Below are 25,346 nucleotides of genomic sequence, written 5' to 3' on the forward strand. Positions count from 1 at the left end.
CTGCGCAGGTCTTCATGTCCCATTCACGTCGCTCGTTCGAGACTGATCTGCGTCGCGCTGCTGCGGCCGCCATTCAGGCAACTGACAAGGCGGAATGTACGGAGCCGGACGTGATGTCAGGCGATCGAGGGAGAAGTTCATGACTGTGATGAAACTGTTGGGCATCGCGGCGGTTGGCGCCGTTCTCGTGATGGCTGCCCCCGCCGAACGCGCGCAGGCGCTGTCGCTGATCAATCCGGGCGCCGCGACCGCGGTGCAGCAGGGCACGGCGCAGGAGACCACTCAGGCGCATTGGCACGGCCGCCGGCATTGGCATCCCCGGCGCCACTATTATCCTCGGCATTACTACCATCCGCGTCATCACTGGCGGCCGCATCACTACGGACATCGCCATCACGGCCGCTGGTAAGTCGCGCTTTCCGTCCGATCGAGACAATGACCGAAATCATGCAGGCCCGCTTTGCGGGCCTGCATGATGATGGGGGCTGGCAACGAGATTCGCCGTGAAACCATCAGTCGACAGAACCTGGTTCGGGATCGGCATTGTCACGGTGGCGATGCTGCTCGCAAGTTCCGCCGCCACCTCTCCTGTCGCCGCAGCTCCCGCCGTTACGCAGGCGCGTCAGACCGTCACGGATGCTGGCCCGCGCCGGCAGGGTCGCCGATCGAAGCCTGTGGTGGCGACGGCAGAGGTGCCGCATTATCTCGACCGTCCCACGGACTACACGCCAGCCTATCCGCCGGGACCCTTGGTTCTGTTCACGCCGTTCTACGATTGAGGCCGTGTCCGCAAGGCGCGTTGCGTTTCCTGCGTGTGGTTAGTTGCGAAGTCCCCGCACGAGCAGCACGTGAGCCGTTGTGCCGTCATCCGTGATCCTGAGTTGCAGGACGACGTAGAGGCTCCCGTGCATCTCCTTCGCCGCGACGCCACGCCGCAGATGCGCGTGCAACGTGCATCATTCATGCCGCATTCACGTCGCTATCTCTACGTTCATGATGGGGGTGCGCGAATCCACCGATCGGACGACCAGCATCGGCGCTGCATGGGTCCATCGTTGCACAGCATTCAGGGAGAAGGGACCATGATGAGGATGAAGGACCAGCGTGCTGGTCTTGCTCGTCGCCTCAGTCTTGCGGCGGCCACACTGTTTGTCTTGGCGGGCGCGTCCGGACGGCCTGCGCTTGCGATGTCGCCGGTGAGTCTCGGTGCCGGCTCCGCCACGCAGACACCTTCGGACGTGTTGGCCGTTCAGGTCCGAGGCCCCGGTGGCGGTGGCGGCGGGCATCCCGGCGGTGGTGGATTCCACGGTGGGGGCGGTGGCGGCTTCCACGGCGGTCCGGCGTTCCACGGCGGAGGCGGTGGCCCGGCGTTCCATGGCGGCGGCGCCATGTTCAGGGGCGGCGGCAGTCCCGCGTTTCATGGGGGAGGACATGCCTTCGGCGGTGGTGGCCCGCGTCCGGCCTTCCACGGTGGTGGCCCGGCATTCCACGGCGGATTCGGTCCGCGGCCGGTGTTCCATGGCGGCGGCTATCATTATCGCCCGCACTACGCCTACCGGCCGTACTTCCACCATCACCGCCGTCATTTCTACGGCTACCGCAGCTACTACACGCCGATTTATACGACGGGCTACTACTATCCCTACCGTCGCTGCCGCGTCGTCTGGACCCATTACGGGCCACGCCGCATCTGCCACTACCGGCATTGGCGGGGTCATCATTGGCGCCATCATCACCGATGGCATCATCGGCACCGCCACCATTGGCGCTACTACTGATCGTGCTTGAAGTTCGTCAAAACAGGAAGGGCGCCCAACGGCGCCCTTCTCTCATTTCAGGGGGATGGAGTGAGGCGCGACAATCAGAGCCAGTCCTTGAACTGCCAGTTCTTCACGCTCAGCTTCCACGGCACCAGCGTCTCGATGCGCCATTTGGCAAAGCGGCCGGGCGGCCAGTTCGACAACCGCCGCTCCTCCTTCGGAGCCTCCGGCTGGGCGATGATCTTGGCGGGCGGTGTCTTGCGGCGCTGGCGCGTCGCATCGCGGATGAGGTCGACGTATTCCGGCTTGTCGGCCATGTCAGGCTCCTCGGCACGTTCCTCTGCAGACGCGGCGCGTCCGGTGGTAGGATTTTGCGCCCGCGGTCCTAAGAAAGTATTGCCGAACTGCCAAGACTTCACTGAAGATTCGTACCGATCATCACGTCGTGCGCCGGAGCGCATCGTCAGGAGCAACCGACCTCACGATCACTGCGAATGTCAGGACTTTGCTTTCTTCGAGGCCAGTTGCATCCGGCTGGTCAGATCGGCTTTCTCCATCAGCTGCTTCTTGGCTTCCAATTGAGTCCTGCTCGCGAGCGCTGCCTTCTCGCTGAGTTGGCGCTTGGCTTCCAACTGATGTTTCGCAACGGCTTCGGCTTTGCTCGCAAGCTGCTTCTTGGCCTCAAGTTGCATTGATGCGGGATCAGACATTGTCGTGCTCCTTCGCAAGTCCGGGGATATGAATTTTTACGAAGTCGACTTGTTCATCCGTAAGCCCATCGAAAAGACGTTCGGCGGTCAGGTCTTCGGCCGTGAGTTGGCAATCCTTGGTAAGGCTGGGGTCCTTGCCTTGTGCAGCAAGGTCGACTTGATGTTCAAAGCCAGCCTGGCAGAGCTTGGAAAGCGCGCAGGTGATGCAATCGCTGCGATCCCGTCGCGCGCTCAAATAGCTCTTCTCTGCGATGCAGAACTCGTCGAAGTCAGGGCCGTCGTAAGGATTTTGAGGATCGACATTGAATGGATGAATCATACGATTCTCCCGCTCGACGGCGCCTAACCGATCAAATCATAAGAGACCTGTCTTCGAATTGCAACCTTGAAGAGTGCAGTCAGTAAACCGCTCGCACTGCAGCAGGTCGATGATCAGTTCGAAATAAATGGCCGGACATCCCGACGTTTCCGGCGCAAAGTTGAAGGCGTCGGCAGGCATAACAAAGGCGACGTTCGTTGACACGAACGTCGCCTTTTGAAGTCGAGCAACGCAGAAAGCGATGACCGGGCGGCTTGATCAGCGCCAGTCGCGCACGTCGACGAAGTGTCCGGCGATCGCAGCCGCCGCGGCCATCGCGGGTGACACCAGGTGGGTGCGGCCCTTGAAGCCCTGGCGGCCTTCGAAGTTGCGGTTCGAGGTCGAGGCGCAGCGCTCTTCCGGCGCCAGCTTGTCCGGGTTCATGGCAAGGCACATCGAGCAGCCCGGCTCGCGCCATTCGAAGCCGGCCTTGATGAAGATCTTGTCGAGGCCCTCGGCCTCGGCCTGCTCCTTGACGATGCCCGAGCCCGGGACGACCATCGCGTTGACGTGGCCGCTGACGGTCTTGCCTTCGGCGATCTTGGCTGCGGCGCGGAGATCCTCGATGCGGCCGTTGGTGCAGGAGCCGATGAAAACGCGGTCGAGCTTGATGTCGGTGATCTTCGTGCCCGCGGTCAGGCCCATGTACTTCAGCGCGCGATGCTTGGAGATGCGCTTGGCCTCGTCTGCGATCTTGTCCGGATCGGGCACCACGCCGGTCACCGAGATCACGTCCTCGGGCGAGGTGCCCCAGGTCACGATCGGCGGCAGCTTGGCGGCGTCGAGCCGGAGCTCGTGGTCGAAATGCGCGCCGTCGTCGGAGCGCAGGGTCTCCCAGTAGCGCATCGCTGCGTCCCAGGCGGCGCCCTGCGGCGCCTTGGGACGGCCGCGCAGGAAGTCGAACGCCTTCTGGTCGGGCGCGACCAGACCGGCGCGCGCGCCGCCCTCGATCGACATGTTGCAGACGGTCATGCGGCCTTCCATCGACAGCGCGCGGATCGCCTCGCCGGCATATTCCAGCACGTAGCCGGTACCTCCCGCGGTGCCGATCTCGCCGATGATGGCGAGGATGATGTCCTTGCCCGTCACGCCGTCCGGCAGCACGCCGTCGACCGTGACGCGCATGTTCTTCGCCTTCTTCTGGATCAGCGTCTGCGTCGCCAGCACGTGCTCGACCTCGGAGGTGCCGATGCCGTGCGCCAGCGCGCCGAACGCGCCATGCGTCGAGGTGTGGCTGTCACCGCAGACGATCGTGGTGCCGGGCAGCGTAAAACCCTGCTCGGGGCCGATGACGTGGACGATGCCCTGGCGGCGGTCGAATTCGTTGTAATATTCGATGCCGAATTCCTTGGCGTTCTCGGCCAGCGCCTTGATCTGCTCGATGCTCTCCGGATCCGGATTCGGCTTGGAACGGTCGGTGGTCGGCACGTTGTGATCAACCACGGCCAGCGTCTTCTCCGGCGCATGCACCTTGCGCCCGGTGGCGCGCAGGCCTTCGAACGCTTGCGGCGACGTCACCTCGTGCACCAGGTGGCGGTCGATGTAGAGCAGGCAGGTACCGTCCTCGGCTTCGTGCACCAGATGGTCGTTCCAGATCTTGTCGTACAGGGTGGTCGGCTTCGACATGAGCGAATGCTCCCGGGAATTTAAGGTTTGAGACACGACGCGTGACGGGCACGCGCGAACAATCAGGAAGAGGCGCTGCGGCTTACAGCGCGCGCCTAAGCTCGGACGTCGCAGACGTCGCGAACCTTCCGAAGAACCGCCCGGGCAGCCGGCTATGATCGTCGATGACGACGCGGCGGCAGGCCATGCTGGTGCGATCTAGAACCATTTCAGGGCGATATATAGCACGCGGGCAAGGGAGTGCGAGATGCGTTTGCGCCCGCCGTCATTGCGAGCGAAGCGAAGCAATCCAGGGCTGAGCGAGGACTCTGGATTGCTTCGTCGCTCCGCTCCTCGCAATGACGGTGCCCAAAACAAAAAAGCGCGGGACCAGCCCGCGCTTTTCGTCAATCCAATCGAAGCAACGATTACTCGTTCACCGCGGCCTGCTGGCGGTCCTGCTTCTCGACGATGCGGGCCGACTTGCCGCGCAGCTGGCGCAGGTAATACAGCTTGGCGCGACGCACCTTGCCGCGGCGCACGACCTTGATCGAGTCGATCATCGGGGAGAGGATCGGGAACACGCGCTCCACGCCCTCGCCGTAGGAGATCTTGCGGACGGTGAAGCTCTCGTTGATGCCGCCGCCGGACCGGCCGATGCAGACGCCTTCATAGGCCTGCACGCGCGTGCGCTCGCCTTCGACCACCTTCACGTTGACGATCACGGTGTCGCCCGGGCCGAACTCCGGAATGGTCTTGTTGGCGGACAGCTTGTCGAACTGCTCTTTTTCGAGCTGCTGAATCAGGTTCACGGGTAAATCTCCATCGGCGGCGCGCCCAGCCGGGTCACGCGGGGGCTGCGCTTGTTCCTGCCGTCACTTGCGGAATTGGGCGCTCCTATAAGCCAAAGCGCGAGGCTTGTCACCCGTCTGTCGTGCTTTTTGGCGCTTTTTGGCTGGTCCTGCTTTGTTCCAGGGTCTGGCGCACCTGCCATTCGGCCCACAGATCCGGCCGCCGCGCTTGCGTGAGCGCCTCGGCCTGCGCGCGCCGCCACGCCGCGACCTTGGCGTGATCGCCCGAGGTGAGCACATCCGGAATGGGACGGCCCTCGAACAGCTGCGGGCGAGTGTATTGCGGGTACTCCAGTAGGCCGTCGGAGAAGCTCTCGTCAGTGGCGGATTCGAGCTTGCCCATCACACCGGGCAGCAGTCGCACGCAGGCGTCGATCAGCACCAGCGCGGCGATCTCGCCGCCCGACAGCACATAATCTCCGATCGAGACCTCGATCAGCTCGCGCGCGTCGATGACGCGCTGGTCGATGCCTTCGAAACGGCCGCAAACGATCAGCGGGCCGGGACCGTCGGCAAGCTCGCGGACGAAGGCCTGGGTCAAGGGCCGACCGCGCGGGCTCATCAGCAGCTTCGGCCGTTCGGGTGCAACGGCGGCGGCATCGATCGCGGCGGCCAGCACGTCCGCGCGCAGCACCATTCCCGGGCCGCCTCCAGCCGGCGTATCATCGACACTCCGGTGCTTGTCGGTCGCCGAGGCCCGGATGTCGCGCGCCTCCAGCGCCCAAATGCCTGATGCCAGCGCCCGGCCGGCGAGGCTCACGCCCAGCGGCCCGGGAAACATCTCCGGAAACAGCGTCAGCACAGTCGCGCGCCAGGGCGCGGTCGGAGAGGGCGAAGTGGTCATGGCGCTCTGTTACGGCAGCGGCGAAGCAAGATCGAGCCCCGATCGCTCAATGCGGCGCCGTCATCTCGCGGCTGATGCTCCACCACCGGTGTCGTCCCGGACAAGCCGTGACGCGCATCAGCGCGTCGCGGCGCCGATCCGGGACCCATACCGCGTGATGTTGGAAAGTGGCACGCGGCCAGTTCCGCGCAAGCCAATCGGCTGCGGTGGCTATGGATCCCCGCTTTCGCGGGGATGACGAGCTGAGTTTTGGGCGGCAGCATCGTCCTCAGCCGACGCCGTTTCATCGGCCGAAGCTCGATCCTCGCCGTCAATCTCGGCCGGCAACTCGATGATCACCCGGCCGCCTGCCAGATCGACCGTCGGCACCACGGCATTGGTGAACGGCAGCATCAAGGTGCTGCCGGAGGGCGGGGCGATCTCGATGATGTCGCCGGCGCCGAAATTATGGATGGCGAGCACACAGCCGAGGGGTGCGCCCGCCGTAGTCTCGGCGGCAAGCCCGATCAGGTCGGCGTGGTAGTATTCGTCGTCATCCGTCTCGGGCAGGCGGTCGCGCGGCACGTAGAGCTCGAGCCCGTTGAGCCGCTCGGCGGCGTTGCGGTCGGTGACGCCCTTGAAGCTGGCGACGAGGTGATCCTTCGCCTCGCGCGCCTTCGCGACTTCGAGCGAACGACTGCCGTCCTTGGTCGTCAGCGGGCCGTAGTGCAGCACGGCCAGCGGATCCTCGGTGAAGGTCCATAAGCGGACCTCGCCGCGCACGCCGTGCGCGGCGCCGATCCTGGCGACACAGATCAGCTTGGACATCAGCGGGCCTCGTCCTTCGAGACGCGCGCAACGGCGCGCTCCTCAGGACGAGGAGCGATCACCTCATGCTGAAGAGCACGGCGCAAGCCGTGCGTCTCGAAGCATGAGGCCTCGCTCGTCAAGGGACCTTAGCCCTTGGCGGCGGCTTCGGCCTGGGCCTTGCGCTCCTTGCGCGGCACGGCCTTGATCGGGTTCTGGCGGGCTTCGCGCTTCTTGACGCCGGCGGCATCGAGGAAGCGGGCGACGCGGTCGGACGGCTGCGCGCCCTTGGCGAGCCAGCCCTTTACCTTCTCCATGTCGAGCTTGAGGCGCGCCTCGTTGTCCTTCGGCATCAGCGGATTGAAGTAGCCGAGGCGCTCGATGAAACGGCCGTCACGCGGGAAGCGCGAGTCGGCGACGACGACGTGATAGACCGGGCGCTTCTTGGTGCCGGCACGGGCGAGACGAATGACGACGGACATGAAAGTTCTCCTTAGGTGTCGATGTCTTGATACGAAGTTGGATGGGTCGTCATTGCGAGCGAAGCGAAGCAATCCAGAGCGGCGTGCGCGACTCTGGATTGCTTCATCGCTTCGCTCCTCGCAATGACGGGAGTGAGGTCATTTCTTCTTCCCCGGAGGCAGGCCGAGACCCGGCAGGGTCGGCTTGCCGCTGAGACCGGTGAGGCCCGGAAGATTGGGCAAGCCGCCGCGCAGGCCAGCGGGAAGATCCTTCGGCAAATTCGGCAGGCCGCCGGGCATGCCGCCCGGCATCTTCTCGGCCATCGCCTTGAGCTGCTCCGGCGAGGGCATGCCGCCACCGCCGCCAAAACCCATCGCCTGGGCGATGCCGGCGAGCGGGCCGCGCTTGCCGGAGCCCATAGCCTTCATCACGTCGGCCATGTTCCGGTGCATCTTCAGGAGCTTGTTGACGTGCTCGACGCTCTGGCCGGAGCCCGCGGCGATGCGCTTCTTGCGGCTCGCCTTCAGCAGGTCGGGATGCTTGCGTTCCTCGCGGGTCATCGAATCGATGATCGCGACCTGCCGCTTGAGGATCTTGTCGTCGATCCCGGCGGCCGCGATCTGGTTCTTCATCTTGGAGATGCCGGGCATCATGCCCATGAGCCCGCTGATGCCGCCCATCTGCGACATATGCAAGAGCTGCTCGCGCATGTCGTTGAGGTCGAACTGACCCTTGCGCATCTTCTCGGCGGCGCGCGCGGCCTTCTCGGCGTCGATGTTCGCCGCGGCTTTCTCGACCAGCGAGACGATGTCGCCCATGCCGAGGATGCGGCCGGCGATGCGCGAGGGATAGAAGTCCTCCAGCGCGTCGGTCTTTTCGCCGGTGCCGAGCAGCTTGATCGGCTTGCCGGTGACCGCGCGCATCGACAGCGCGGCGCCGCCGCGGCCGTCGCCGTCGATACGGGTCAGCGCGATGCCGGTGAGGCCGACGCGCTGGTCGAACGAGCGGGCGAGATTGACGGCGTCCTGGCCGGTCAGCGAATCCGCGACCAGCAGGATCTCGTGCGGGTTGGCGACCGCCTTGATCTCGGCGGCCTCCTTCATCATGTCCTCGTCGAGAGTGGTGCGGCCGGCGGTGTCGAGCAGCACCACGTCATAGCCGCCGAGCTTGGCGGCCTCGATGGCGCGGCGCGCGATCTGCGGCGGCATCTGGCCGGCGACGATCGGCAGGGTGGGAATGTCGAGGTCGCGGCCGAGCACCGCGAGCTGCTCCATGGCGGCCGGACGGTAGACGTCGAGCGAGGCCATCAGCACCTTGCGCTTGTCGCGCTGGACCATGCGGCGCGCGAGCTTGGCGGTGGTGGTGGTCTTGCCCGAGCCCTGCAGGCCGACCATCATGATCGGCACCGGCGGCACGGCGTTGAGGTCGATGGTCTGGCCGTCGTCGCCGAGCGTCTTGACCAGCTCGTCATGGACGATCTTGACGACCATCTGGCCGGGGGTGACCGACTTGACCACGGTGGCGCCGATCGCCTGCTCGCGCACGCGCTCGGTGAAGCTGCGGACAACCTCCAGTGCGACGTCGGCCTCGAGCAGCGCCCGGCGGACCTCGCGCATCGCGGCGTCGACATCGGCTTCCGAGAGCGAACCACGCCCCGTCAGCCGATCGAGAATGCCGCCAAGCCTTTCCGACAGATTGTCGAACAATGCCGTATCCTTTGCCCTTGCAGGGCGCTCGCTTCATTGCCGCCCGTCATCGCCGCGTGCTGCGGCCTATGACGACCATATAGGCCTCGGCAGATCGGCCGAAACCGTCAGTCCAAACACGTTTGCGCCCGAGGGCGCACAGCGCTGTCGGGCGGTGACCTCCGGCCTCCAGGGCCGGGCGGTGGCTCGAAAAGACGAAACTTTCCGAAATTCGGCCGGGTTAAACCCTCCGCAGCCGCAAAAGTCAAGGAAACTTGCTTCGCGCCGTCCCGTTGCCGGACCCTGTGCGGCCGCTTACCTCTTCAGCCAGTTCAGCTTTGCCTTCGCGAGGACGACCTTGTTGCGCCGTTCCAGGACCTATTCCGGCCCCGTCACCGACCATTTCGACGGCAAGCGCTTCTACGATCCCGACGGCGTTCCGCCCAAATCCCTCTCCCAGGTGCTGCGCTGGCAGTTCGACCGCAACGGCAAGCGTTCCCGCTGGCCGGCCTGGGCGCCGAGCCCGCATGCCGACGCGCCGCCGCACCGGATCGACGGCGAGGCGGTGCGGCTGTCCTTCATCGGCCATGCCAGCTGGCTGGTCCAGACGGGCGGGCTCAACATCCTGGTCGATCCTGTCTGGTCGGAGCGGGTCTCGCCGTTGTCCTTCGCCGGCCCGCGACGCCACAATGATCCCGGCATCGCCTTCGAGGCGTTGCCGCACATCGATGTCGTGCTGGTCTCGCATGGGCACTACGACCATCTCGATATCCGGACCTTGTCGAAGCTGACCGCGCGATTTTCGCCGCGGGTGGTCACACCGCTCGGCAACGACCTCACGATGATCGACGCCGACTCCAAGATCCGCGCAGAGGCCTATGATTGGCACGATCGCGTGACCTTGAACGAGGAGGTCGCGGTGACGCTGGTGCCGACGCGGCACTGGACGGCGCGCGGCCTGTTCGACCGCAACAAGGCATTGTGGGCAAGCTTCGTGCTGGAGACGCCGCGCGGCCGGCTCTACATCGTCTGCGATTCCGGTTACGGCACGGGCAAGCATTTCCGCCGCGTTGCGGAGCAGCACGCGCCGATCAGGCTGGCGATCCTGCCGATCGGCGCCTACGAGCCGCGCTGGTTCATGCGCGACCAGCACATGAACCCGGAGGATGCCGTGCAGGCGCTGCAGGATTGCGGCGCGGAGGCCGCGCTGGCGCATCACCACGGCACGTTCCAGCTGACCGATGAGGCGATCGATGCGCCGGTGCACGCGCTGCACACGGCGCTCGACCAGGCCGGCATCCCACGCGAGCGTTTTGGCGTGTTGAAGCCGGGGCAAGTGGTGGAGATTTAGTCCGCTGCCGCAACAACAATGGTATCGTCCCGGCCTTGAGCCGGGACCCATAACCACCGAATCAAGTTTTGCGAAGGCCGGCAGCTCCATCTCGCGCGATAACATCCGCCGCGGCGTATGGGTCCCGGCTCAAGGCCGGGACGACACTGAGTTTGTCGTGGCCGCCGCGTCTCACAGTATGAGACAGACTTATACCTACTGCGCCGGCTTGATCGCCCAGGTCACGTTGACCGTGATCGACAGCGTCTCCTCGCCCTGTGCCACCGGTGTCGGCGTCGCGGCCATCGGCGCGGCGAAGGTCTTGGCGCGGAACACCGGCGCCGGAGCGCCGTCCTCGGCGATGTTGAGCGGCTGGCCGAGCGTCACGCCAGCGGCCTTGGCGTAGATCTCGGCCTTGCGGCGCGCGTCGGCGACGGCTTTCTCGCGCGCCTGGTCGAGCAGCTTGGACGGCTCGGCGACGCTGAAATAGATGTTGCCGACGTCGTTGGCGCCGGCGCCGACCAGCGTGTCGATGACGCTGGCGACCTTGCTGACATCGTGCACCTTGATGGTGACGCGATTGCTGGCGCGATAGCCGGTCACGGTCGGCTGGCCCGGTCGGTTCTGCGCATATTGCGGCTGAATCGACAGCCGCGACGTCTGATAGTCCTTGTCGGCGATCCCCGCGCCCTTCAGTGCCTGGAGCACCTTGGCCATCGCGGCATTGTTGGCCTCGGCGGCCTCGCGCGCGGTCTTCGCATCCGACGCCACCCCGGCGTCGATCTGCGCCAGATCCGGCGGCGCCGTCACGCTGGCCTCGCCGCTGACGGTGATCGCCGGGGTGTCCTGGCGGGCGATATCGTCCGCCAGCGCCGGCAGTGTCGTAGCGGCCGCCAGTGCGGCAACAAACATCGATCTGATCATCATGGTGCTCACTTCAGCGGCACGTAGACGTTGATGACGAGCTTGTCCTCGGCCGTCTTCAAGGGGTCGGTCAAATACTCCTCGATGAAGGTGTCCTTGGCCTCCAGCCGGCGCTCATCAAGGTGGTTGGTGATCGCCTCGTAGGTGTTGTCCATGTTGTCGTAGGAGCCGCGATGGACGAACTTCAGCGCTTTGCCCTCGGGCGACTGGCCGATGCTCATGCCCTTGCCGAGCGTCTTCGGCTCCTGCTCGATCGGCATCTCGGCCAGGAAGGTGAAGCCGGTGTCGTCGGTCGAGGTGTAGACGATCATGCCGTTGCCGGCGGGCTTGATGCCCTGCTTGTCCAGCGTGGCCGACAGCGACTTGAAGGAGTCGATCAGCGTATCGAATGCGTTGTCCCAATTGGCGGTGCCCTTGACGAGGACAACCTTCTTCGCCTCGAGCTTGATCTCGTCACCGAAGGCGTCGCCCGCCTGGGCCGGCGCCGCGGCCGGCGGCGGCGTGGCGGGGGACTGGGCCGCGGTCGGAGATGACGACGGCGCGGGGCTCGCGCTGGCGGCCGGCGTTGGGCTGGTCGCGGGCGCGGGACTGGCCGACGCGGCAGGTGCAGGAGAGGCCGGTGCCGAGGGAGCCGGTAGCACGCTCGGGGCTGGCGCAGGCGTGGCCGATGCCGCCGGAGCCGGCGAGGCCGACGGCGCCTGGGCCCGGGCGGGCGTGCCGCCGAGCAGGAGCGCGACCGAGCTCACGGCCAGAACAAGGCGGAAAGTGCTGAGATTCATTCGACTATTCTCCAGTGGCCGTGCTGCTTTGCCCGGTTCGTGCCGGCGAATGAACCGGTCCTAACATGCTCGGCGGCGCGGCGTCCCATGACAGATGCGTCATGTCGCTCTGCAGGCTGGTCAATGCCGCGCCATTCGCCATATAAGGCGGACACAATTTGGATATTTTCATGAGCGCGCTGGCCAACCACAGCTTCGTCAAGATGAACGGGATCGGCAACGAGATCGTCGTGGTCGATCTTCGCGACGTGAAGCATGTCGTCACGCCGGACGAGGCGCGGGCGGTGGCATCCCGGGTGCCTTACGATCAGCTGATGGTGCTGCAGCCGCCGCGGCTCGACGGCACCGAAGCGTTCATCCGCATCTACAACAATGACGGCTCGGAGTCCGGCGCCTGCGGCAACGGCATGCGCTGCGTGGTGCGCCAGGTGTTCGGCAAGACCGGCCAGACCAGCGCGACGTTCGAGACCCGCGCCGGACTGCTGAACTGCTGGCAGGGCCCGGCGCCCGACCTCTACACCGTCGACATGGGCGTGCCGAAGTTCGGCTGGCAGGAGATTCCTCTCGCCGAGGAATTCCGCGACACCCGCTACATCGAGCTGCAGATCGGCCCGATCGACGCCCCGATCCTGCATTCGCCGTCGGTCGTCAACATGGGCAACCCGCACGCGGTGTTCTGGGTCGAGGACATCAACGCCTATGATCTGGAGCGCTTCGGGCCGCTGCTGGAAAACCACCCGATCTTCCCCGAGCGTGCCAACATCACGCTGGCCCACATCGTCGACCGCGACCACATCACGATGCGGACCTGGGAGCGCGGCGCCGGGCTGACCAGGGCCTGCGGCTCGGCGGCGTGCGCGACCGCGGTCGCGGCGGCCCGTCTGAAGCGCGCCAACCGGATCGTGCAGATGACGCTGCCCGGCGGCGAGCTGACGATCGAGTGGCGCGAGCGCGACGATCACGTGCTGATGACCGGGACCGCGACCTTCGAATATGAGGGGCGGTTCGAGCCAGAGCTGTTCGCCAGCGTCGCATGAGCGTCGATGTCGTCACCTTCGGCTGCCGGCTCAACGCGTTCGAATCCGAGCTGATCGCGAAGCATGCCGAAGCGGCCGGCGCCGACGACACCATCGTCGTCAACAGCTGCGCCGTCACCAACGAAGCCGTGGCGCAGGCGCGACAATCCATCCGCAAGCTGAAGCGCGAGCGCCCCGCGGCGCGCATCGTCGTGACCGGCTGTGCGGCGCAGACGCAGGCTGGCATGTTCGCTGCCATGCCCGAGGTCGACCGCGTCATCGGCAATGACGACAAGCTGCGGCCCGATGCGTGGCGCGCGACGGCGCAGGCGCTGGCCTCGCCACGATTCGGCATCGAGGCTTTCGAGAAGGTCGCTGTCTCCGACATCATGGCGGTGACGGAGATGGCGCCGCATCTGGTCGACGGCTTCCAGCGCGGCCTGCCGCGGGTGTTCGTCCAGGTGCAGAACGGCTGCGACCATCGCTGCACCTTCTGCATCATCCCGTTCGGCCGCGGCAATTCGCGCTCGGTGCCGATGGGCGCCGTGGTGGATCAGGTGCGGACGCTTGTCGAGCGCGGCCATGCCGAGATCGTGCTCACCGGCGTCGACCTGACGAGCTACGGCGCGGATCTGCCGGCGACGCCGAAGCTCGGCAGATTGGTCAAGCAGATCTTGCGCCACGTGCCCGAGCTGCAGCGTCTACGCATCTCCTCGATCGATTCGATCGAGGCCGATGCCGACCTGCTCGATGCGCTCGCAGATGACGCCAGGCTGATGCCGCATCTGCATCTGTCGCTGCAGGCCGGCGACGATCTGCTCCTGAAGCGCATGAAGCGGCGACATTCGCGCGCCGACGCGATCGCGTTCTGTGACCAAGTGCGGCGGCTGCGTCCGGATATCTCGCTCGGCGCCGATCTGATTGCGGGATTTCCGACCGAGACCGAGGAGATGTTCTCGCGCTCGATCGACCTGGTCGAGGAATGTGGCCTGACGTTTCTGCACGTGTTTCCGTATTCGCTGCGCCCGGGCACGCCGGCGGCGCGCATGCCGCAGGTGGATGGCGCCGTCATCCGCGATCGCGCCAAGAGGCTGCGGGCCGCGGGAGAGGCGGCGTTGCTGCGGCGTCTGGATGCCGAGATCGGCAGCGAGCGCGAGGTGCTGATCGAGAGCGAGACGCAGGGGCGGACGGAGCACTATCTGCCGGCGGCCGTCCGCGGCGCTGTGCCGGGGACGGTGCAGCGGTTGATGATCGCCGCGCATGATGGCGCGAGGCTGTTAGTTCAGGACTCCGTCATGCCCGGGCTTGACCCGCCTGCGCGGCCGTAGCCGCTTCGGGGCGGCGAAGGCCCGAACATCCACGCCGCCTTGGGCAACTGAGACGTGGATGGCCGGGACAAGCCCGGCCACGACGAGTGGAGAGAGACGGGCTCACTCCCCGTTCCACCCGCACAGTCGCAGCCGCTCATGCATGTGCAGCGGCGCCGGTGCGACGACCTGCACCGGGGGCTTGTTCTTCGACAGCGGGATCGAAATCTCCCGCGCATGCAGATGCAGCCGCGGCTCGCCGAAGCGCGGCCCGTTGCCGTAGATGTTGTCGCCGACGATCGGCCAGCCGGATGCGGCGGAGTGCACGCGCAGTTGATGCGTGCGGCCGGTGACCGGTTCCATGGCGAGCCAAGTGAGCTTGGGTGTCTTGGTGGATTGAGGTTCGCTCTCTCCCCCGGCACCCTGCGCTCCCTCCCCCCTTGTGGGGGAGGGTTGGGGAGGGGGGTGGCTCCGGGCGACACTGCCCGTGGGGACCCCCGCCCCCGACCCCTCCCCGCGAGGGGGAGGGGAGTCGGTGTCGCAAGTCGAGATCGAGATCTGAGGTGGGGGAGTGAGAGAATACGACCTCCCCAACACCCGCCATTTCGTCACCGCCGGCTGCCCCTGCGGATCCGGTTTCTGCCACCAGCCGCGTTCGGCGTTGAGCTTGCCGAGCGGGAGCTCGATCACGCCCTCGTCAGCGTCGGGCCCGCCTTCGACGACAGCCCAATAGGTTTTCGAAATCTTGCCATGCTTGAACAAAAGCCCGAGCGACGCCGTTGCCTTGCGATGACGGCCGAGCACCAGACATCCGGAGGTTTCCTTGTCGAGCCGATGCGCGAGCACCGGCGGGCGCGGCAGGCCGAAGCGCAGCGCGTCGAACGAGGCTTCGAGGTTCGGCCCGCCCTTCGGCCCCTTGTGCACGGGAATGCCGGCCGGCTTGTCGATCACCAGCATCAGCCCGTCGCGGTGGAGCACGCGGGCGAGCATCTCCTCATCGGTGGGTTGGTTAATGTCCATGGAAACCGTAACGCGGGTGTGAGCTTTCGTTTGCGAATGGAAAGGGCTAACACCACGCCATGAACGATACCACCTCCGAAACACCCAAGCTGTCGTGGTGGCGGCGTCTGTCGGCCGGCCTGAAGCGCACCTCCGGCGCGCTCGGCACCGCCGTCGCCGATCTCGTCACCAAGCGCAAGCTCGACCGCGCGATGCTCGACGACATCGAGGACGTGCTGCTGCGCGCCGATCTCGGCACCCAGGTGGCGGCGCGGATCGCCGAAGCCGTAGGCCACGGCCGCTACGACAAGGCGATCAGTGCCGACGAGGTCAAGGCGGTGGTCGCGACCGAGGTCGAGAAGGTGCTGTCGCCGGTGGCGAAGCCGCTCACGATCGACGCTGGCCACAAGCCGTTCGTCATTCTCGTCGTCGGCGTCAACGGCTCCGGCAAGACGACCACGATCGGCAAGCTGGCGCAGAAATTTGCCTCCGAAGGCAAGCAGGTGATGCTGGCCGCGGGCGATACCTTCCGCGCCGCCGCGATCGAGCAGCTCAAGGTGTGGGGCGAGCGCACCAGAGCGCCGGTCGTCGCCGGCGCGCAAGGCTCTGATTCCGCGAGCCTGGCGTTCAACGCCATCACCGCGGCCAAGGAGCAGGGCCGCGACATCCTGCTGATCGACACCGCCGGCCGGCTGCAGAACAAGGCCGAGCTGATGAACGAGCTCGAGAAGGTGGTGCGTGTCATTCGCAAGGTCGACACCTCGGCGCCGCATGCGGTGCTGCTCGTGCTCGACGCGACGGTGGGACAAAATGCGCTGTCGCAGGTCGAGGCGTTTCATCGTACGGCAGGCGTCACAGGCCTCGTGATGACCAAGCTCGACGGCACGGCGCGCGGCGGCATCCTCGTGGCGCTGTCGGAGAAGTTCAAGCTGCCGGTGCACTTCATCGGCGTCGGCGAGGGGGTCGAGGATCTCTCACCGTTCGCCGCGAGAGATTTTGCGCGGGCGATCGCCGGCATCGAGGATTGACGTCGCCACGCCCGGGCTCCGGCCCACCGCCAGATCGAGACGACCGGATCAACCGCTGCCGTGGCTGCAGCCAACAGGATATGGAATGGACAAGACCCAGCCGCACCCGCTGTTCAAGCTCGCGACCGAGCTCGGTCCGCTGATCATCTTCTTCGTGGTCAATGCCAAGTTCAACCTGTTCGCGGCGACCGGCGCGTTCATGGTCGCGATCATTGCCGCGCTGATCGCGTCCTACGTGGTGACGCGGCACGTCCCGCTGATGGCGCTGGTGACCGCCGTCGTCGTCATCGTGTTCGGCACGCTGACCCTGGTGCTGCACGACGAGACCTTCATCAAGGTCAAGCCGACCATCATCTACGGGCTGTTCGCGGCCGTGCTCGGTGGCGGGCTCTTGTTCAATCGCTCCTTCATCGCGATCATGTTCGATCAGATGTTCAATCTGACGCCCGCGGGCTGGCGCATCCTGACGTTTCGCTGGGCGCTGTTCTTCGCCGCGATGGCGGTGCTGAACGAGATTATCTGGCGCACGCAGAGCACCGATTTCTGGGTCGGCTTCAAGGCGTTCGGCGTGGTGCCGCTGACCATGATCTTCGCCATCGCCCAGATGCCGCTGATCAAGCGCTACCACCTCGACCCGGCCTCGTTGGAAGCCAGCGACGCCGCGGAAGGGGATGTGAGCAAGGGGTAGTTGCGGCAAACTCTGCTGTCGTCCCGGCCTTGAGCCGGGACCCAGAACCACAGGCTTGAGTTTGGGGCAGGCGCGTCGTTAACATCTTGCCCACCACGACGGCCGCGGAGTATGGGTCCCGGCTCAAGGCCGGGACGACACCGTGGGTCGTTGCGCGAGCTCGGCAGTCACGTCCACTTGCAACGACGAGAAACTAACGACTTGCCGACCGCGAACTAACTCCCTGCCTTCAGCGCCTTCTCGATTTCCGGCTTCAGCACGGCGTCGATGTTCTGCGCCGTGATCGGGCCGACCAGCTTGTAGACGATGGTGCCTTCGCGGCCGACGACAAAGGTCTCGGGCACGCCGTAGACGCCCCATTCGATGCCGGCGCGGCCGTTGCCGTCGACGCCGACGACGTCGTAAGGGTTGCCGTAGCGGCCGAGGAAGCGGCGGGCGTTGTCGGCGCCGTCCTTGTAGTTGATGCCGATGATCTGGAAGCGCTTGTCGCGGCCCAGTTCGACCAGCAGCGGCGCCTCGTCGTGGCAGGGCACGCACCACGATGCCCAGACGTTGACGATGCTGACCTTGCCCTTGAGCGCAGCCGGGTCGAGGCCCGGCACCGGCGTGCCGTCCTTCGCCAGCTCTGGCAGCGCCGGCAGCGGTGTGGCCGGCGCAGGGCGGCCGATCAGCGCGGAGGGAATCTGCGACGGATCGCCGTTGCCGAGGCGCGACCAGAACAGCGCCGCCAGCCCGAGGAACACCGCCAGCGGCAGCAGCATGAGGAATGAGCGGCGCCGCGGCGCCGGCTCTGTCGCAGCCTGTTCGGTCATTGGATATCCGTCGCGGCGCGGCCGGAACGGCGGCTGATGCCGCTGTCCTCGAGCGCGCGCAAGCGCGCCTTCTGAGTGCGGTAGTCGATGACGATCCAGCCGATCAGCAGCATCACGACCAGCGCCGCGGCAAGATAGGAGGTGGCGATGAAGGAGGTATAGGGGCCAAGGTCCATGTCAAGCCGCTCCCGCGATCCGGCCTGCGGCATCGGCGGCCGGCGCAGCCGCCGTGTAGGCGCGGGCCTGCATCATCTGCAGGCTGCGGACACGCCGGCGCAGGATCTCGTTGCGCATCGCGGCGACGTGCAGCGTCACGAACAGGAAGGTGAAGCCGACGGCCATCACCAGCAGCGGGATCAGGAAGGCCTTGTCGAGCGCCGGACCGCCCATCCGCATCACCGACGCCGGTTGATGCAGCGTGTTCCACCAGTCGACCGAGAACTTGATGATCGGCAGATTGATCGCGCCGACCAGCGTCAGCACCGCGGCGGCGCGTGCCGCGCGCGTGGGATCCTCGACCGCGCGCCACAGCGCCATCAGGCCGAGATACATCAGGAACAGGATCAGCACCGAGGTCAGCCGCGCGTCCCATTCCCAATAGGTGCCCCACATCGGCCGGCCCCACAGCGACCCGGTGAGGAGCGCGAGGAACGTGAAGCTGGCGCCGATCGGGGCGGCGGCCTTGGCGGCGACGTCGGCCAGGGGATGCCGCCACACCAGGGTGCCGAGCGAGGCGATGCTCATGATACTCCAGACGAACATCGACAGCCAGGCATTGGGCACGTGGATGAACATGATCTTGACGGTCGCGCCCTGCTGATAGTCGTCGGGCGCCACTGCGGAGAGGTACAGGCCGGCAGCCAGCAGCGCGGCCGTGACCAGCGCCAGCCACGGCAGCAGCCGCGCCGCCAGCGCAAGGAACCGGGTGGGATTGGCGAGGTCGATCAGCGACATGAGACCCTTGTTAAAGGCGGACGCGGTTGCAGGCAATCAGCACGGCGTCGCTAGGTAAGAGTTGATCATGGTCAAACCCCGGCGGGCGGTGGGTCAATCCAGCCCGTTCCGCAAGCTTGTCGCAGCGGCGAACGGGCCGATCACGAAACTCACCAGCGACAATGCGCACAGGATCGAGAACGGCGCCCCGAACGGCAGCGGGCCGACGATGGCCGCCTGCGACGCCGCGACGCCGAAGATCAGCACGGGGATCGAAAGTGGCAGCACCAAGACCGCCAGCAGCAGCCCGCCACGGTGCATGGTCACCGCCAGCGCGGCACCGATCATGCCGATGAAGGTCAGGGCAGGCGTGCCCGCCAATAACGTCAGCGCGACGGCGCCAGTCGCCGTGGCGTCGAGGTTGAGCAGCAGGCCGAGCACGGGCGTCGCGATCACCAGCGGCAGGCCGGCGGCGAGCCAGTGCGCCAGCGCCTTGGCGGCGCAGGCCAGCTCCAGCGGTGTCCGGCTCATCACGACCAGGTCGAGCGAGCCGTCCTCGTGGTCGGCGGTGAACAGCCGGTCCAGGGTGAGCAGGCTGGAGAGCAGGGCACCGAGCCAGAGGATGGCGGGGCCGAGCCGGGTCAGCAGCGCCAGGTCGGGCCCTACCGCGAACGGCATCAGCACCACGACGGTGAGAAAGAACAGCACGCCGATCAACGCGCCGCCGCCGATGCGCAGCGCGATCTTGATGTCGCGGCGGATGAGGGCACCGAGCGCGGTCATGCGGGGAGGGCCTGCGCTGATGGCGCATTGCGCGGGAGTGAGCCGTGCTCCGACCGCCGGCACACTTCGCTCCCTCCCCCCTTGTGGGGGAGGGCTGGGGAGGGGGGTGGCTCCGGGCGAGACCGCCCGTGGGGACCCCCACCCCCGACCCCTCCCTGCAAGGGGGAGGGGGGCGAGCATCGATAGGATGGGATATGGAGCGATGGGGGTGCGCTCAGTTCGATAGGCCACGTCGTGTGGCACCCCCCTCCCTGACCCTCCCCCACAAGGGGGGAGGGAATGGAGGGGCCGGCGGGCGTCGTGAAGAAGGGGGGCATCATCCGATCGTTCCGATCCGCAACTCGCGCGTGTCGATGCCGAGCGGGCCGTGCGTCGCCGCGACGATCAGCCCACCCCCGGCGAGATGCTCCCGCATCAGCCCCGCGAACATCGCCTGTCCAGCGACGTCGAGCGCCGCGGTGGGTTCATCGAGCAGCCACAGCAGGCGGGGCACCGCGAGCAGGCGGGCCAGCGACAGACGGCGGCGCTGGCCGGCCGACAGATAGGCGGCGGGCAGGTCAATGGCGTGGGCGATGCCGACGGCCGCGAGGCAGTCGGAGATCGGCCGCGTGACCCCGCCGCCGAGGAATTCGGCCCAGAAGGTCAGGTTTTCGCGCACGCTGAGCGCCGGCTTCAGCGCGTCGCGGTGGCCGAGATAATGCGCCTGCTCGGGCACCGTCAGCTCGCTCTCACCGCCCTCGATGGCGATGGAGCCGCCCGCCGGGAGCAGCAGGCCGGCAATCAGCCGCAGCAGCGATGTCTTGCCCGCACCATTGTGTCCGGTCACTGCCAGCGCCTCGCCCGCGACTGCTTCGAAGGCCAGTCCTGCGAACACCTCGCGGCCGCCGCGCACGCATCTGACGTCGCGGCCGAACAGCTTCGGAGACAGTGTTGAAGTCGCCTGCATGGCCTGTCGTGAGCGCCCTTACGAAATTGATGGCTAGCGCGTGAGAATTTGTGGGTGATGCCACGTCGGGACTTGCTTGTCTCTGTGGCGGCGCAGTTAGAAAGCTTCTATAAGCCCGACCTTGATGCAGCACACAATCGTCCGCTGCAAGCCATCCGGCGCCTCGCGCTGACGGTTCTTAAATACCCCCTCCGGGTATGCAGATCAATTGGGATTTCCACGCATGACCTCGCTCGACAGCTTCAAGTGTCGCAAGACCCTCAAGGTCGGAACGAAGAGCTACATCTATTACAGCTTGCCCACAGCCGAGAAGAACGGTCTCAAGGACATCTCGAAGCTGCCGTACTCGATGAAGGTGCTGCTCGAGAATCTGCTGCGCAACGAGGATGGCCGTACCGTCACCAAGGACGACATCGTCGCGGTGTCGAAATGGCTGCGCAAGAAGTCGCTGGAGCACGAGATCGCCTTCCGCCCGGCGCGCGTGCTGATGCAGGATTTCACCGGCGTCCCGGCTGTCGTCGACCTCGCGGCGATGCGCAACGCGATGCAGGCGCTCGGCGGCGATGCCGAGAAGATCAACCCGCTGGTGCCGGTCGATCTCGTCATCGACCATTCGGTGATCGTGAACTACTTCGGTGACAACAAGGCGTTCGGCAAGAACGTCGCCGAGGAGTACAAGCAGAACCAGGAGCGCTACGAATTCCTGAAGTGGGGCCAGAAGGCCTTCTCGAACTTCTCCGTCGTGCCGCCCGGCACCGGCATCTGCCACCAGGTCAATCTCGAGTATCTGGCGCAGACGGTCTGGACCAAGAAGGAGAAGATGACGATCGGCCGCACCAAGGGCACCTTCGAGGTCGCCTATCCGGATTCGCTGGTCGGCACCGATTCGCACACCACCATGGTCAACGGTCTGGCCGTGCTCGGCTGGGGCGTCGGCGGCATCGAGGCCGAGGCCTGCATGCTCGGCCAGCCGCTGTCGATGCTGCTGCCCGACGTCGTCGGCTTCAAGCTGACCGGCGCGCTGAAGGAAGGCGTCACCGCGACCGACCTCGTGCTGACCGTCACCCAGATGCTGCGCAAGCTCGGCGTGGTCGGCAAGTTCGTCGAGTTCTTCGGCCCCGGCCTCGACCATCTCTCGGTCGCCGACAAGTCGACCATCGCCAACATGGCTCCAGAATACGGCGCGACCTGCGGCTTCTTCCCGGTCGACACCGCGACGATCGATTATCTCAAGACCTCCGGCCGCAAGGCGCCGCGCGTCGCGCTGGTCGAGGCCTATGCCAAGGCGCAGGGCCTGTTCCGCACCGCCAAGTCGGCCGACCCGGTGTTCACACAGACGCTGACCCTCGATCTCGCCGACGTCGTGCCGTCGATGGCCGGTCCGAAGCGTCCCGAGGGCCGCATCGCGCTCCCCGCAGTCGCCGAAGGCTTCGCGACCGCGCTGGCCGGCGAGTACAAGAAGCCCGATGCGGCCGAGCAGCGCTTCCCGGTCGAGGGCAAAGACTTCGATATCGGCCATGGCGACGTCGTCATCGCCGCCATCACCTCCTGCACCAACACCTCGAACCCGAGCGTGCTGATCGGCGCCGGCCTCTTGGCCCGCAACGCCGCCGCCAAGGGCCTCAAGGCCAAGCCGTGGGTGAAGACCTCGCTCGCCCCGGGCAGTCAGGTGGTTGCTGAATACCTCGCGAACTCCGGCCTGCAGAAGGATCTCGACAAGGTCGGCTTCAACCTGGTCGGCTTCGGCTGCACCACCTGCATCGGCAACTCAGGCCCGCTGCCGGAAGAGATCTCGAAGTCGATCAACGACAATGGCGTCGTCGCGGCGGCGGTGCTGTCGGGCAACCGCAACTTCGAAGGCCGCGTCTCGCCGGACGTGCAGGCCAACTACCTGGCCTCGCCGCCGCTGGTCGTCGCCTATGCGCTCGCCGGCACTGTGACCAAGGACCTCGCCGTCGAGCCGATCGGTATCGGCAAGGACAAGAAGCCGGTCTACCTGAAGGACATCTGGCCGACGACGAAGGAGGTCAACGACTTCGTCAAGAAGTTCGTCAAGGCGTCGATCTTCAAGAAGCGCTATGCCGACGTGTTCAAGGGCGACACCAACTGGCGCAAGATCAAGACCGTCGAGAGCGAAACCTATCGCTGGAACATGTCGTCGACCTACGTGCAGAACCCGCCGTATTTCGAAGGCATGAAGAAGGAGCCGGAGCCGATCAAGGACATCGTCGAGGCCCGCGTGCTGGCGCTGTTCGGCGACAAGATCACGACCGACCACATCTCGCCGGCCGGTTCGATCAAGCTGACCTCGCCCGCCGGCAAGTTCCTCAGCGAGCACCAGGTTCGCCCGGCCGACTTCAACCAGTACGGCACCCGCCGCGGCAATCACGAGATCATGATGCGCGGCACCTTCGCCAACATCCGCATCAAGAACTTCATGCTCAAGGGCGCCGACGGCAACATCCCAGAGGGCGGTCTGACCAAGCACTGGCCCGACGGCGAGCAGATGTCGATCTACGACGCCGCGATGAAGTATCAGGAAGAGGGTGTGCCGCTGGTGGTGTTCGCCGGCGCCGAATACGGCAACGGCTCATCGCGCGACTGGGCCGCCAAAGGTACCCGGCTGCTCGGCGTCCGCGCCGTGATCTGCCAGAGCTTCGAGCGCATCCATCGCTCCAACCTGGTCGGTATGGGCGTGCTGCCGCTCACCTTCCAGGAAGGCACGTCCTGGTCCTCGCTCGGCCTCAAGGGCGACGAGAAGGTTACCATCAAGGGCCTGCAGGGCGACCTGAAGCCGCGCCAAACCCTGACCGCCGAGATCGTCTCGGCCGACGGTGCGGCGCAACAGGTGCCGCTGCTCTGCCGGATCGATACGCTCGACGAGCTCGACTACTACCGCAACGGCGGCATCCTGCACTACGTGCTGCGCAAGCTCGCCGCTTAACCAAAGCGCGATGCGACAGTTTGGCTCACTCTGAAGTGAGTAGCGGGTGATGAAGGAGGCGGCCTATGACAAAGGCCGCCTCCTTTGCATTTTCGGTTTGTTAACTACGAGGACGGCATCGCGGATGCAGTGATGCGCAGGGCGCAGCGGACGGTGGTCCAGACGGGACAGTGGCGATGAGTGGACAGATGTCGTGGTGGTCGCGCGCAGCGCTGAGTGTCTGTGCGGTCATCGCTTTCGTCCGGCCAGCCGCATCCGATCCCCGTGCGGTGATCGAACTCTTCACCTCTCAAGGCTGTTCGTCCTGCCCGCCGGCTGACAAGATCCTCGGCGAGCTCGCCAGAGATCCTTCGGTCATCGCGTTGTCGCTGCCGATCGACTACTGGGACTATCTCGGCTGGAAGGACACGCTGGCCGACTCCCGCTTCACGGCCCGGCAGCGGGCCTATTCTCGTGCGCGCGGGGACCGCGAGGTCTATACGCCGCAGGCGGTGATCAACGGCTCGGTGCATGTGATCGGCAGCGACCGCGAGGCGATCGAAGGCGCGATCGAGGAAACCGTCCAGGGCGGCGCGGTGATGTCGGTGCCGGTGAGGCTGTCGGTCGACGGCCAGGAGCTCGCCGTCTCGGTCGCCGCGGCCAGCGAGCATGCGCCGCGCCGGCACGGCGAGGTCTGGGTCTGCTCGATCTCGCGGGTGGTCCCGATCTCGGTCGGGCGCGGCGAGAACAGCGGCCGCGACCTGACCTATTACAACGTCGTTCGCGGTCTCCAGAAGCTGGGTGACTGGAACGGGTCGCCGGTCAGCTGGAGCGTGCCGCTGGAGAAGATCGCCCGCGAGGGCGTCGATGGCACCGTCGTCTATGTGCAGGACGGCAGTCGCGACCGCCCTGGGCCGATGCTCGGCGCCGCCTTTTCCGAGTTGCCGTTGGGCGGACGGGCTTCAGCAACGGCGCGTGGTCCCGAGCGCTGATCTTCCGTCGTCCCGATCTTCGTTTTCGCTGACCTGCGTGAGGCGCGTCACGTCCGTGCGACGGCGCGCCGCGACATCTTCCGGCAGCTCACGCCAGAAAAGCAAAAGGACCAACTTGCGTTGGCCCTTTGCCTTACTTGTGAATAGACCCGATCCTGACGACCCCGGGGGGCTGGGGGCTGAGGAATCCGGAACCGAAAGGACCGGGCCAACGCACACGAATCTTATGCCGAAGGTCGGGGGCGGTCGGTGGGCGGAAAGACGGCGCGATTATGATTCCGCTAACGATCCCGTGACGCTTGCGTGTTCGCGGAACTGATGACCTCGCAGGCTCGGTCGAACTTCGACAACGAAAACGGCCCCTTGCGGCTTCTGCCGGATGGCGCGATCATGTCACACAGATGACAGGAGGACGCCAATGAACCTCACGCCGGAGGACGCCGACCCCAGCGAGAACCGCGCGGCGGCGCGCAGTGCGGCCGCAGCGCCGAACCGGGTGACGTTCGACCGCCTGGAGCTGAACCGCATCCTGAACCTCTACGGTCGCATGGTCGCCGACGGTGAGTGGCGCGACTATTCGATCGACTTCCTGCGTGACCGGGCCGTCTTCTCCGTGTTTCGCCGGGCGTCCGAGGTGCCGATCTACCGCATCGAGAAGGATCCGCGTCTCGCACGCAAGCAGGGCATGTACAGCGTGATCTCGGCCACCGGGCTGATCCTGCGCCGCGGCCACGAGCTTGAGCGCGTGTTGCTGGCGATCGCGCCGAAGCCGGCGCTGGTCTGATCCGACCCGCCGGGTGATCACGACATTTCGACCGGCGTCGC

The 25,346-nt window shown here is 66.0% G+C and carries 28 protein-coding genes; 11 read left to right on the forward strand and 17 right to left on the reverse strand.

Annotated features, from left to right (window positions below; translation table 11 throughout):
* The first annotated feature begins 139 nt into the window (after positions 1-139).
* The 3 genes from ACQR10_RS03125 (at position 140) to ACQR10_RS03135 (ending at position 1,778) form a co-directional block, all read left to right on the forward strand.
* Complete coding sequence (locus ACQR10_RS03125) at positions 140-409, forward strand: hypothetical protein (RefSeq protein WP_315800734.1); 270 nt, start codon at positions 140-142, stop codon at positions 407-409.
* Between the two features lie 94 nt (positions 410-503).
* Positions 504-779, forward strand: a complete 276-nt coding sequence (locus ACQR10_RS03130) for a hypothetical protein (RefSeq protein WP_315800733.1) — start codon at positions 504-506, stop codon at positions 777-779.
* Positions 780-1,082: 303 nt separating this feature from the next.
* Positions 1,083-1,778: a hypothetical protein gene (locus ACQR10_RS03135; RefSeq protein ID WP_316215505.1), complete on the forward strand. Its 696-nt coding sequence runs from the start codon at positions 1,083-1,085 to the stop codon at positions 1,776-1,778.
* Between the two features lie 83 nt (positions 1,779-1,861).
* Here the strand turns inward: ACQR10_RS03135 and ACQR10_RS03140 are convergent, their stop codons facing one another.
* The 9 genes from ACQR10_RS03140 to ffh all read right to left on the reverse strand — a co-directional run bounded on the left by ACQR10_RS03140 (position 1,862) and on the right by ffh (position 9,082).
* Complete coding sequence (locus ACQR10_RS03140; RefSeq protein WP_315800731.1) at positions 1,862-2,077, reverse strand: hypothetical protein; 216 nt, start codon at positions 2,075-2,077, stop codon at positions 1,862-1,864.
* A gap of 180 nt (positions 2,078-2,257) precedes the next feature.
* Positions 2,258-2,470 carry a hypothetical protein gene (locus ACQR10_RS03145; protein WP_315800730.1) on the reverse strand — a complete coding sequence of 71 codons (213 nt, stop codon included), beginning with the start codon at positions 2,468-2,470 and terminating at the stop codon, positions 2,258-2,260.
* Positions 2,463-2,789, reverse strand: a complete 327-nt coding sequence (locus ACQR10_RS03150; protein ID WP_315800729.1) for a hypothetical protein — start codon at positions 2,787-2,789, stop codon at positions 2,463-2,465. Before ACQR10_RS03150 ends, ACQR10_RS03145 begins: the two co-directional genes overlap by 8 nt.
* A gap of 258 nt (positions 2,790-3,047) precedes the next feature.
* Positions 3,048-4,454, reverse strand: coding sequence for a 3-isopropylmalate dehydratase large subunit (leuC, locus tag ACQR10_RS03155; protein WP_315800728.1), 1,407 nt, complete (start codon positions 4,452-4,454; stop codon positions 3,048-3,050).
* A gap of 407 nt (positions 4,455-4,861) precedes the next feature.
* Positions 4,862-5,245, reverse strand: coding sequence for a 50S ribosomal protein L19 (gene rplS / locus ACQR10_RS03160; protein ID WP_315800727.1), 384 nt, complete (start codon positions 5,243-5,245; stop codon positions 4,862-4,864).
* A 109-nt stretch (positions 5,246-5,354) separates the two neighbouring features.
* Positions 5,355-6,128: a tRNA (guanosine(37)-N1)-methyltransferase TrmD gene (gene trmD / locus ACQR10_RS03165; RefSeq protein ID WP_316180295.1), complete on the reverse strand. Its 774-nt coding sequence runs from the start codon at positions 6,126-6,128 to the stop codon at positions 5,355-5,357.
* Between the two features lie 210 nt (positions 6,129-6,338).
* The gene (gene rimM / locus ACQR10_RS03170; RefSeq protein ID WP_316215506.1) at positions 6,339-6,935 is read right to left on the reverse strand and encodes a ribosome maturation factor RimM; all 597 of its coding nucleotides are present in this window, start codon (positions 6,933-6,935) and stop codon (positions 6,339-6,341) included.
* Positions 6,936-7,063: 128 nt separating this feature from the next.
* Positions 7,064-7,396, reverse strand: a complete 333-nt coding sequence (gene rpsP / locus ACQR10_RS03175; protein ID WP_008964221.1) for a 30S ribosomal protein S16 — start codon at positions 7,394-7,396, stop codon at positions 7,064-7,066.
* Positions 7,397-7,534: 138 nt separating this feature from the next.
* Positions 7,535-9,082, reverse strand: a complete 1,548-nt coding sequence (ffh, locus tag ACQR10_RS03180; RefSeq protein ID WP_316215507.1) for a signal recognition particle protein — start codon at positions 9,080-9,082, stop codon at positions 7,535-7,537.
* 337 nt (positions 9,083-9,419) lie between these two features.
* Here ffh and ACQR10_RS03185 point away from each other — a divergent pair, with 337 nt between their 5' ends.
* Complete coding sequence (locus tag ACQR10_RS03185) at positions 9,420-10,412, forward strand: MBL fold metallo-hydrolase (protein WP_315800723.1); 993 nt, start codon at positions 9,420-9,422, stop codon at positions 10,410-10,412.
* Between the two features lie 195 nt (positions 10,413-10,607).
* On the opposite strand, the gene ACQR10_RS03190 is transcribed toward ACQR10_RS03185, so the two are convergent.
* Positions 10,608-11,318 (reverse strand): SIMPL domain-containing protein, encoded by a 711-nt coding sequence (locus ACQR10_RS03190; protein ID WP_316180299.1) that lies wholly within the window; start codon positions 11,316-11,318, stop codon positions 10,608-10,610.
* 5 nt (positions 11,319-11,323) lie between these two features.
* Complete coding sequence (locus tag ACQR10_RS03195; protein ID WP_315800721.1) at positions 11,324-12,094, reverse strand: GyrI-like domain-containing protein; 771 nt, start codon at positions 12,092-12,094, stop codon at positions 11,324-11,326.
* 170 nt (positions 12,095-12,264) lie between these two features.
* Between ACQR10_RS03195 and dapF the strand changes: the two genes are divergently transcribed.
* Positions 12,265-13,131: a diaminopimelate epimerase gene (gene dapF / locus ACQR10_RS03200; protein ID WP_316215508.1), complete on the forward strand. Its 867-nt coding sequence runs from the start codon at positions 12,265-12,267 to the stop codon at positions 13,129-13,131.
* Positions 13,128-14,438 carry a tRNA (N(6)-L-threonylcarbamoyladenosine(37)-C(2))-methylthiotransferase MtaB gene (mtaB, locus tag ACQR10_RS03205; RefSeq protein WP_316215509.1) on the forward strand — a complete coding sequence of 437 codons (1,311 nt, stop codon included), beginning with the start codon at positions 13,128-13,130 and terminating at the stop codon, positions 14,436-14,438. The genes dapF and mtaB overlap by 4 nt, the downstream gene beginning before the upstream one ends.
* A gap of 102 nt (positions 14,439-14,540) precedes the next feature.
* Here the strand turns inward: mtaB and ACQR10_RS03210 are convergent, their stop codons facing one another.
* Positions 14,541-15,437, reverse strand: coding sequence for an RluA family pseudouridine synthase (locus ACQR10_RS03210; RefSeq protein ID WP_316180306.1), 897 nt, complete (start codon positions 15,435-15,437; stop codon positions 14,541-14,543).
* A gap of 59 nt (positions 15,438-15,496) precedes the next feature.
* On the opposite strand from ACQR10_RS03210, the gene ftsY reads away from it, so the two are divergent.
* Both ftsY and ACQR10_RS03220 read left to right on the forward strand, forming a co-directional pair.
* Positions 15,497-16,444 carry a signal recognition particle-docking protein FtsY gene (ftsY, locus tag ACQR10_RS03215; RefSeq protein ID WP_315800717.1) on the forward strand — a complete coding sequence of 316 codons (948 nt, stop codon included), beginning with the start codon at positions 15,497-15,499 and terminating at the stop codon, positions 16,442-16,444.
* Between the two features lie 85 nt (positions 16,445-16,529).
* Positions 16,530-17,132, forward strand: a complete 603-nt coding sequence (locus tag ACQR10_RS03220; protein WP_316215510.1) for a septation protein A — start codon at positions 16,530-16,532, stop codon at positions 17,130-17,132.
* A 215-nt stretch (positions 17,133-17,347) separates the two neighbouring features.
* On the opposite strand, the gene ACQR10_RS03225 is transcribed toward ACQR10_RS03220, so the two are convergent.
* From ACQR10_RS03225 to ccmA, 5 genes are all read right to left on the reverse strand, one after another.
* Positions 17,348-17,944, reverse strand: coding sequence for a DsbE family thiol:disulfide interchange protein (locus tag ACQR10_RS03225; protein ID WP_316215511.1), 597 nt, complete (start codon positions 17,942-17,944; stop codon positions 17,348-17,350).
* Complete coding sequence (gene ccmD / locus ACQR10_RS03230; RefSeq protein WP_316215512.1) at positions 17,941-18,120, reverse strand: heme exporter protein CcmD; 180 nt, start codon at positions 18,118-18,120, stop codon at positions 17,941-17,943. Before ccmD ends, ACQR10_RS03225 begins: the two co-directional genes overlap by 4 nt.
* 1 nt (position 18,121) lies before the next feature.
* On the reverse strand, positions 18,122-18,898 hold the full coding sequence (locus tag ACQR10_RS03235; protein ID WP_316215513.1) for a heme ABC transporter permease: 777 nt from the start codon (positions 18,896-18,898) through the stop codon (positions 18,122-18,124).
* 93 nt (positions 18,899-18,991) lie between these two features.
* Positions 18,992-19,660, reverse strand: coding sequence for a heme exporter protein CcmB (ccmB, locus tag ACQR10_RS03240; RefSeq protein ID WP_315715915.1), 669 nt, complete (start codon positions 19,658-19,660; stop codon positions 18,992-18,994).
* Positions 19,661-19,976: 316 nt separating this feature from the next.
* Positions 19,977-20,606: a heme ABC exporter ATP-binding protein CcmA gene (ccmA, locus tag ACQR10_RS03245; RefSeq protein ID WP_316215514.1), complete on the reverse strand. Its 630-nt coding sequence runs from the start codon at positions 20,604-20,606 to the stop codon at positions 19,977-19,979.
* A gap of 223 nt (positions 20,607-20,829) precedes the next feature.
* Here ccmA and acnA point away from each other — a divergent pair, with 223 nt between their 5' ends.
* The 3 genes from acnA to ACQR10_RS03260 all read left to right on the forward strand — a co-directional run bounded on the left by acnA (position 20,830) and on the right by ACQR10_RS03260 (position 25,305).
* Complete coding sequence (acnA, locus tag ACQR10_RS03250) at positions 20,830-23,550, forward strand: aconitate hydratase AcnA (RefSeq protein WP_316215515.1); 2,721 nt, start codon at positions 20,830-20,832, stop codon at positions 23,548-23,550.
* A 188-nt stretch (positions 23,551-23,738) separates the two neighbouring features.
* Positions 23,739-24,521, forward strand: coding sequence for a DUF1223 domain-containing protein (locus ACQR10_RS03255; RefSeq protein ID WP_316215574.1), 783 nt, complete (start codon positions 23,739-23,741; stop codon positions 24,519-24,521).
* A gap of 418 nt (positions 24,522-24,939) precedes the next feature.
* On the forward strand, positions 24,940-25,305 hold the full coding sequence (locus ACQR10_RS03260) for a DUF2794 domain-containing protein (RefSeq protein ID WP_315800711.1): 366 nt from the start codon (positions 24,940-24,942) through the stop codon (positions 25,303-25,305).
* The last annotated feature ends 41 nt before the right edge of the window (positions 25,306-25,346 follow it).

It is taken from the genome of Bradyrhizobium sp. HKCCYLRH2060 (genome assembly GCF_051168135.1).
GTDB lineage: Bacteria > Pseudomonadota > Alphaproteobacteria > Rhizobiales > Xanthobacteraceae > Bradyrhizobium.

What these genes read in the sequence shown, in the direction of transcription:
- rpsP (WP_008964221.1), bottom strand. Translation starts at nt 7,396, where the DNA reads ATGTCCGTCGTCATTCGTCTCGCCCGTGCCGGCACCAAGAAGCGCCCG.
- trmD (WP_316180295.1), bottom strand. Translation starts at nt 6,128, where the DNA reads ATGACCACTTCGCCCTCTCCGACCGCGCCCTGGCGCGCGACTGTGCTG.
- ACQR10_RS03150 (WP_315800729.1), bottom strand. Translation starts at nt 2,789, where the DNA reads ATGATTCATCCATTCAATGTCGATCCTCAAAATCCTTACGACGGCCCT.
- ftsY (WP_315800717.1), top strand. Translation starts at nt 15,497, where the DNA reads ATGAACGATACCACCTCCGAAACACCCAAGCTGTCGTGGTGGCGGCGT.
- ACQR10_RS03255 (WP_316215574.1), top strand. Translation starts at nt 23,739, where the DNA reads ATGTCGTGGTGGTCGCGCGCAGCGCTGAGTGTCTGTGCGGTCATCGCT.
- dapF (WP_316215508.1), top strand. Translation starts at nt 12,265, where the DNA reads ATGAGCGCGCTGGCCAACCACAGCTTCGTCAAGATGAACGGGATCGGC.
- acnA (WP_316215515.1), top strand. Translation starts at nt 20,830, where the DNA reads ATGACCTCGCTCGACAGCTTCAAGTGTCGCAAGACCCTCAAGGTCGGA.
- ACQR10_RS03235 (WP_316215513.1), bottom strand. Translation starts at nt 18,898, where the DNA reads ATGTCGCTGATCGACCTCGCCAATCCCACCCGGTTCCTTGCGCTGGCG.
- ACQR10_RS03135 (WP_316215505.1), top strand. Translation starts at nt 1,083, where the DNA reads ATGATGAGGATGAAGGACCAGCGTGCTGGTCTTGCTCGTCGCCTCAGT.
- ACQR10_RS03225 (WP_316215511.1), bottom strand. Translation starts at nt 17,944, where the DNA reads ATGACCGAACAGGCTGCGACAGAGCCGGCGCCGCGGCGCCGCTCATTC.
- ccmA (WP_316215514.1), bottom strand. Translation starts at nt 20,606, where the DNA reads ATGCAGGCGACTTCAACACTGTCTCCGAAGCTGTTCGGCCGCGACGTC.
- ACQR10_RS03145 (WP_315800730.1), bottom strand. Translation starts at nt 2,470, where the DNA reads ATGTCTGATCCCGCATCAATGCAACTTGAGGCCAAGAAGCAGCTTGCG.
- ACQR10_RS03220 (WP_316215510.1), top strand. Translation starts at nt 16,530, where the DNA reads ATGGACAAGACCCAGCCGCACCCGCTGTTCAAGCTCGCGACCGAGCTC.
- leuC (WP_315800728.1), bottom strand. Translation starts at nt 4,454, where the DNA reads ATGTCGAAGCCGACCACCCTGTACGACAAGATCTGGAACGACCATCTG.
- ACQR10_RS03125 (WP_315800734.1), top strand. Translation starts at nt 140, where the DNA reads ATGACTGTGATGAAACTGTTGGGCATCGCGGCGGTTGGCGCCGTTCTC.
- ccmD (WP_316215512.1), bottom strand. Translation starts at nt 18,120, where the DNA reads ATGGACCTTGGCCCCTATACCTCCTTCATCGCCACCTCCTATCTTGCC.
- ACQR10_RS03260 (WP_315800711.1), top strand. Translation starts at nt 24,940, where the DNA reads ATGAACCTCACGCCGGAGGACGCCGACCCCAGCGAGAACCGCGCGGCG.
- ACQR10_RS03195 (WP_315800721.1), bottom strand. Translation starts at nt 12,094, where the DNA reads ATGAATCTCAGCACTTTCCGCCTTGTTCTGGCCGTGAGCTCGGTCGCG.
- ACQR10_RS03190 (WP_316180299.1), bottom strand. Translation starts at nt 11,318, where the DNA reads ATGATGATCAGATCGATGTTTGTTGCCGCACTGGCGGCCGCTACGACA.
- rimM (WP_316215506.1), bottom strand. Translation starts at nt 6,935, where the DNA reads ATGTCCAAGCTGATCTGTGTCGCCAGGATCGGCGCCGCGCACGGCGTG.
- ACQR10_RS03210 (WP_316180306.1), bottom strand. Translation starts at nt 15,437, where the DNA reads ATGGACATTAACCAACCCACCGATGAGGAGATGCTCGCCCGCGTGCTC.
- ACQR10_RS03140 (WP_315800731.1), bottom strand. Translation starts at nt 2,077, where the DNA reads ATGGCCGACAAGCCGGAATACGTCGACCTCATCCGCGATGCGACGCGC.
- mtaB (WP_316215509.1), top strand. Translation starts at nt 13,128, where the DNA reads ATGAGCGTCGATGTCGTCACCTTCGGCTGCCGGCTCAACGCGTTCGAA.
- ccmB (WP_315715915.1), bottom strand. Translation starts at nt 19,660, where the DNA reads ATGACCGCGCTCGGTGCCCTCATCCGCCGCGACATCAAGATCGCGCTG.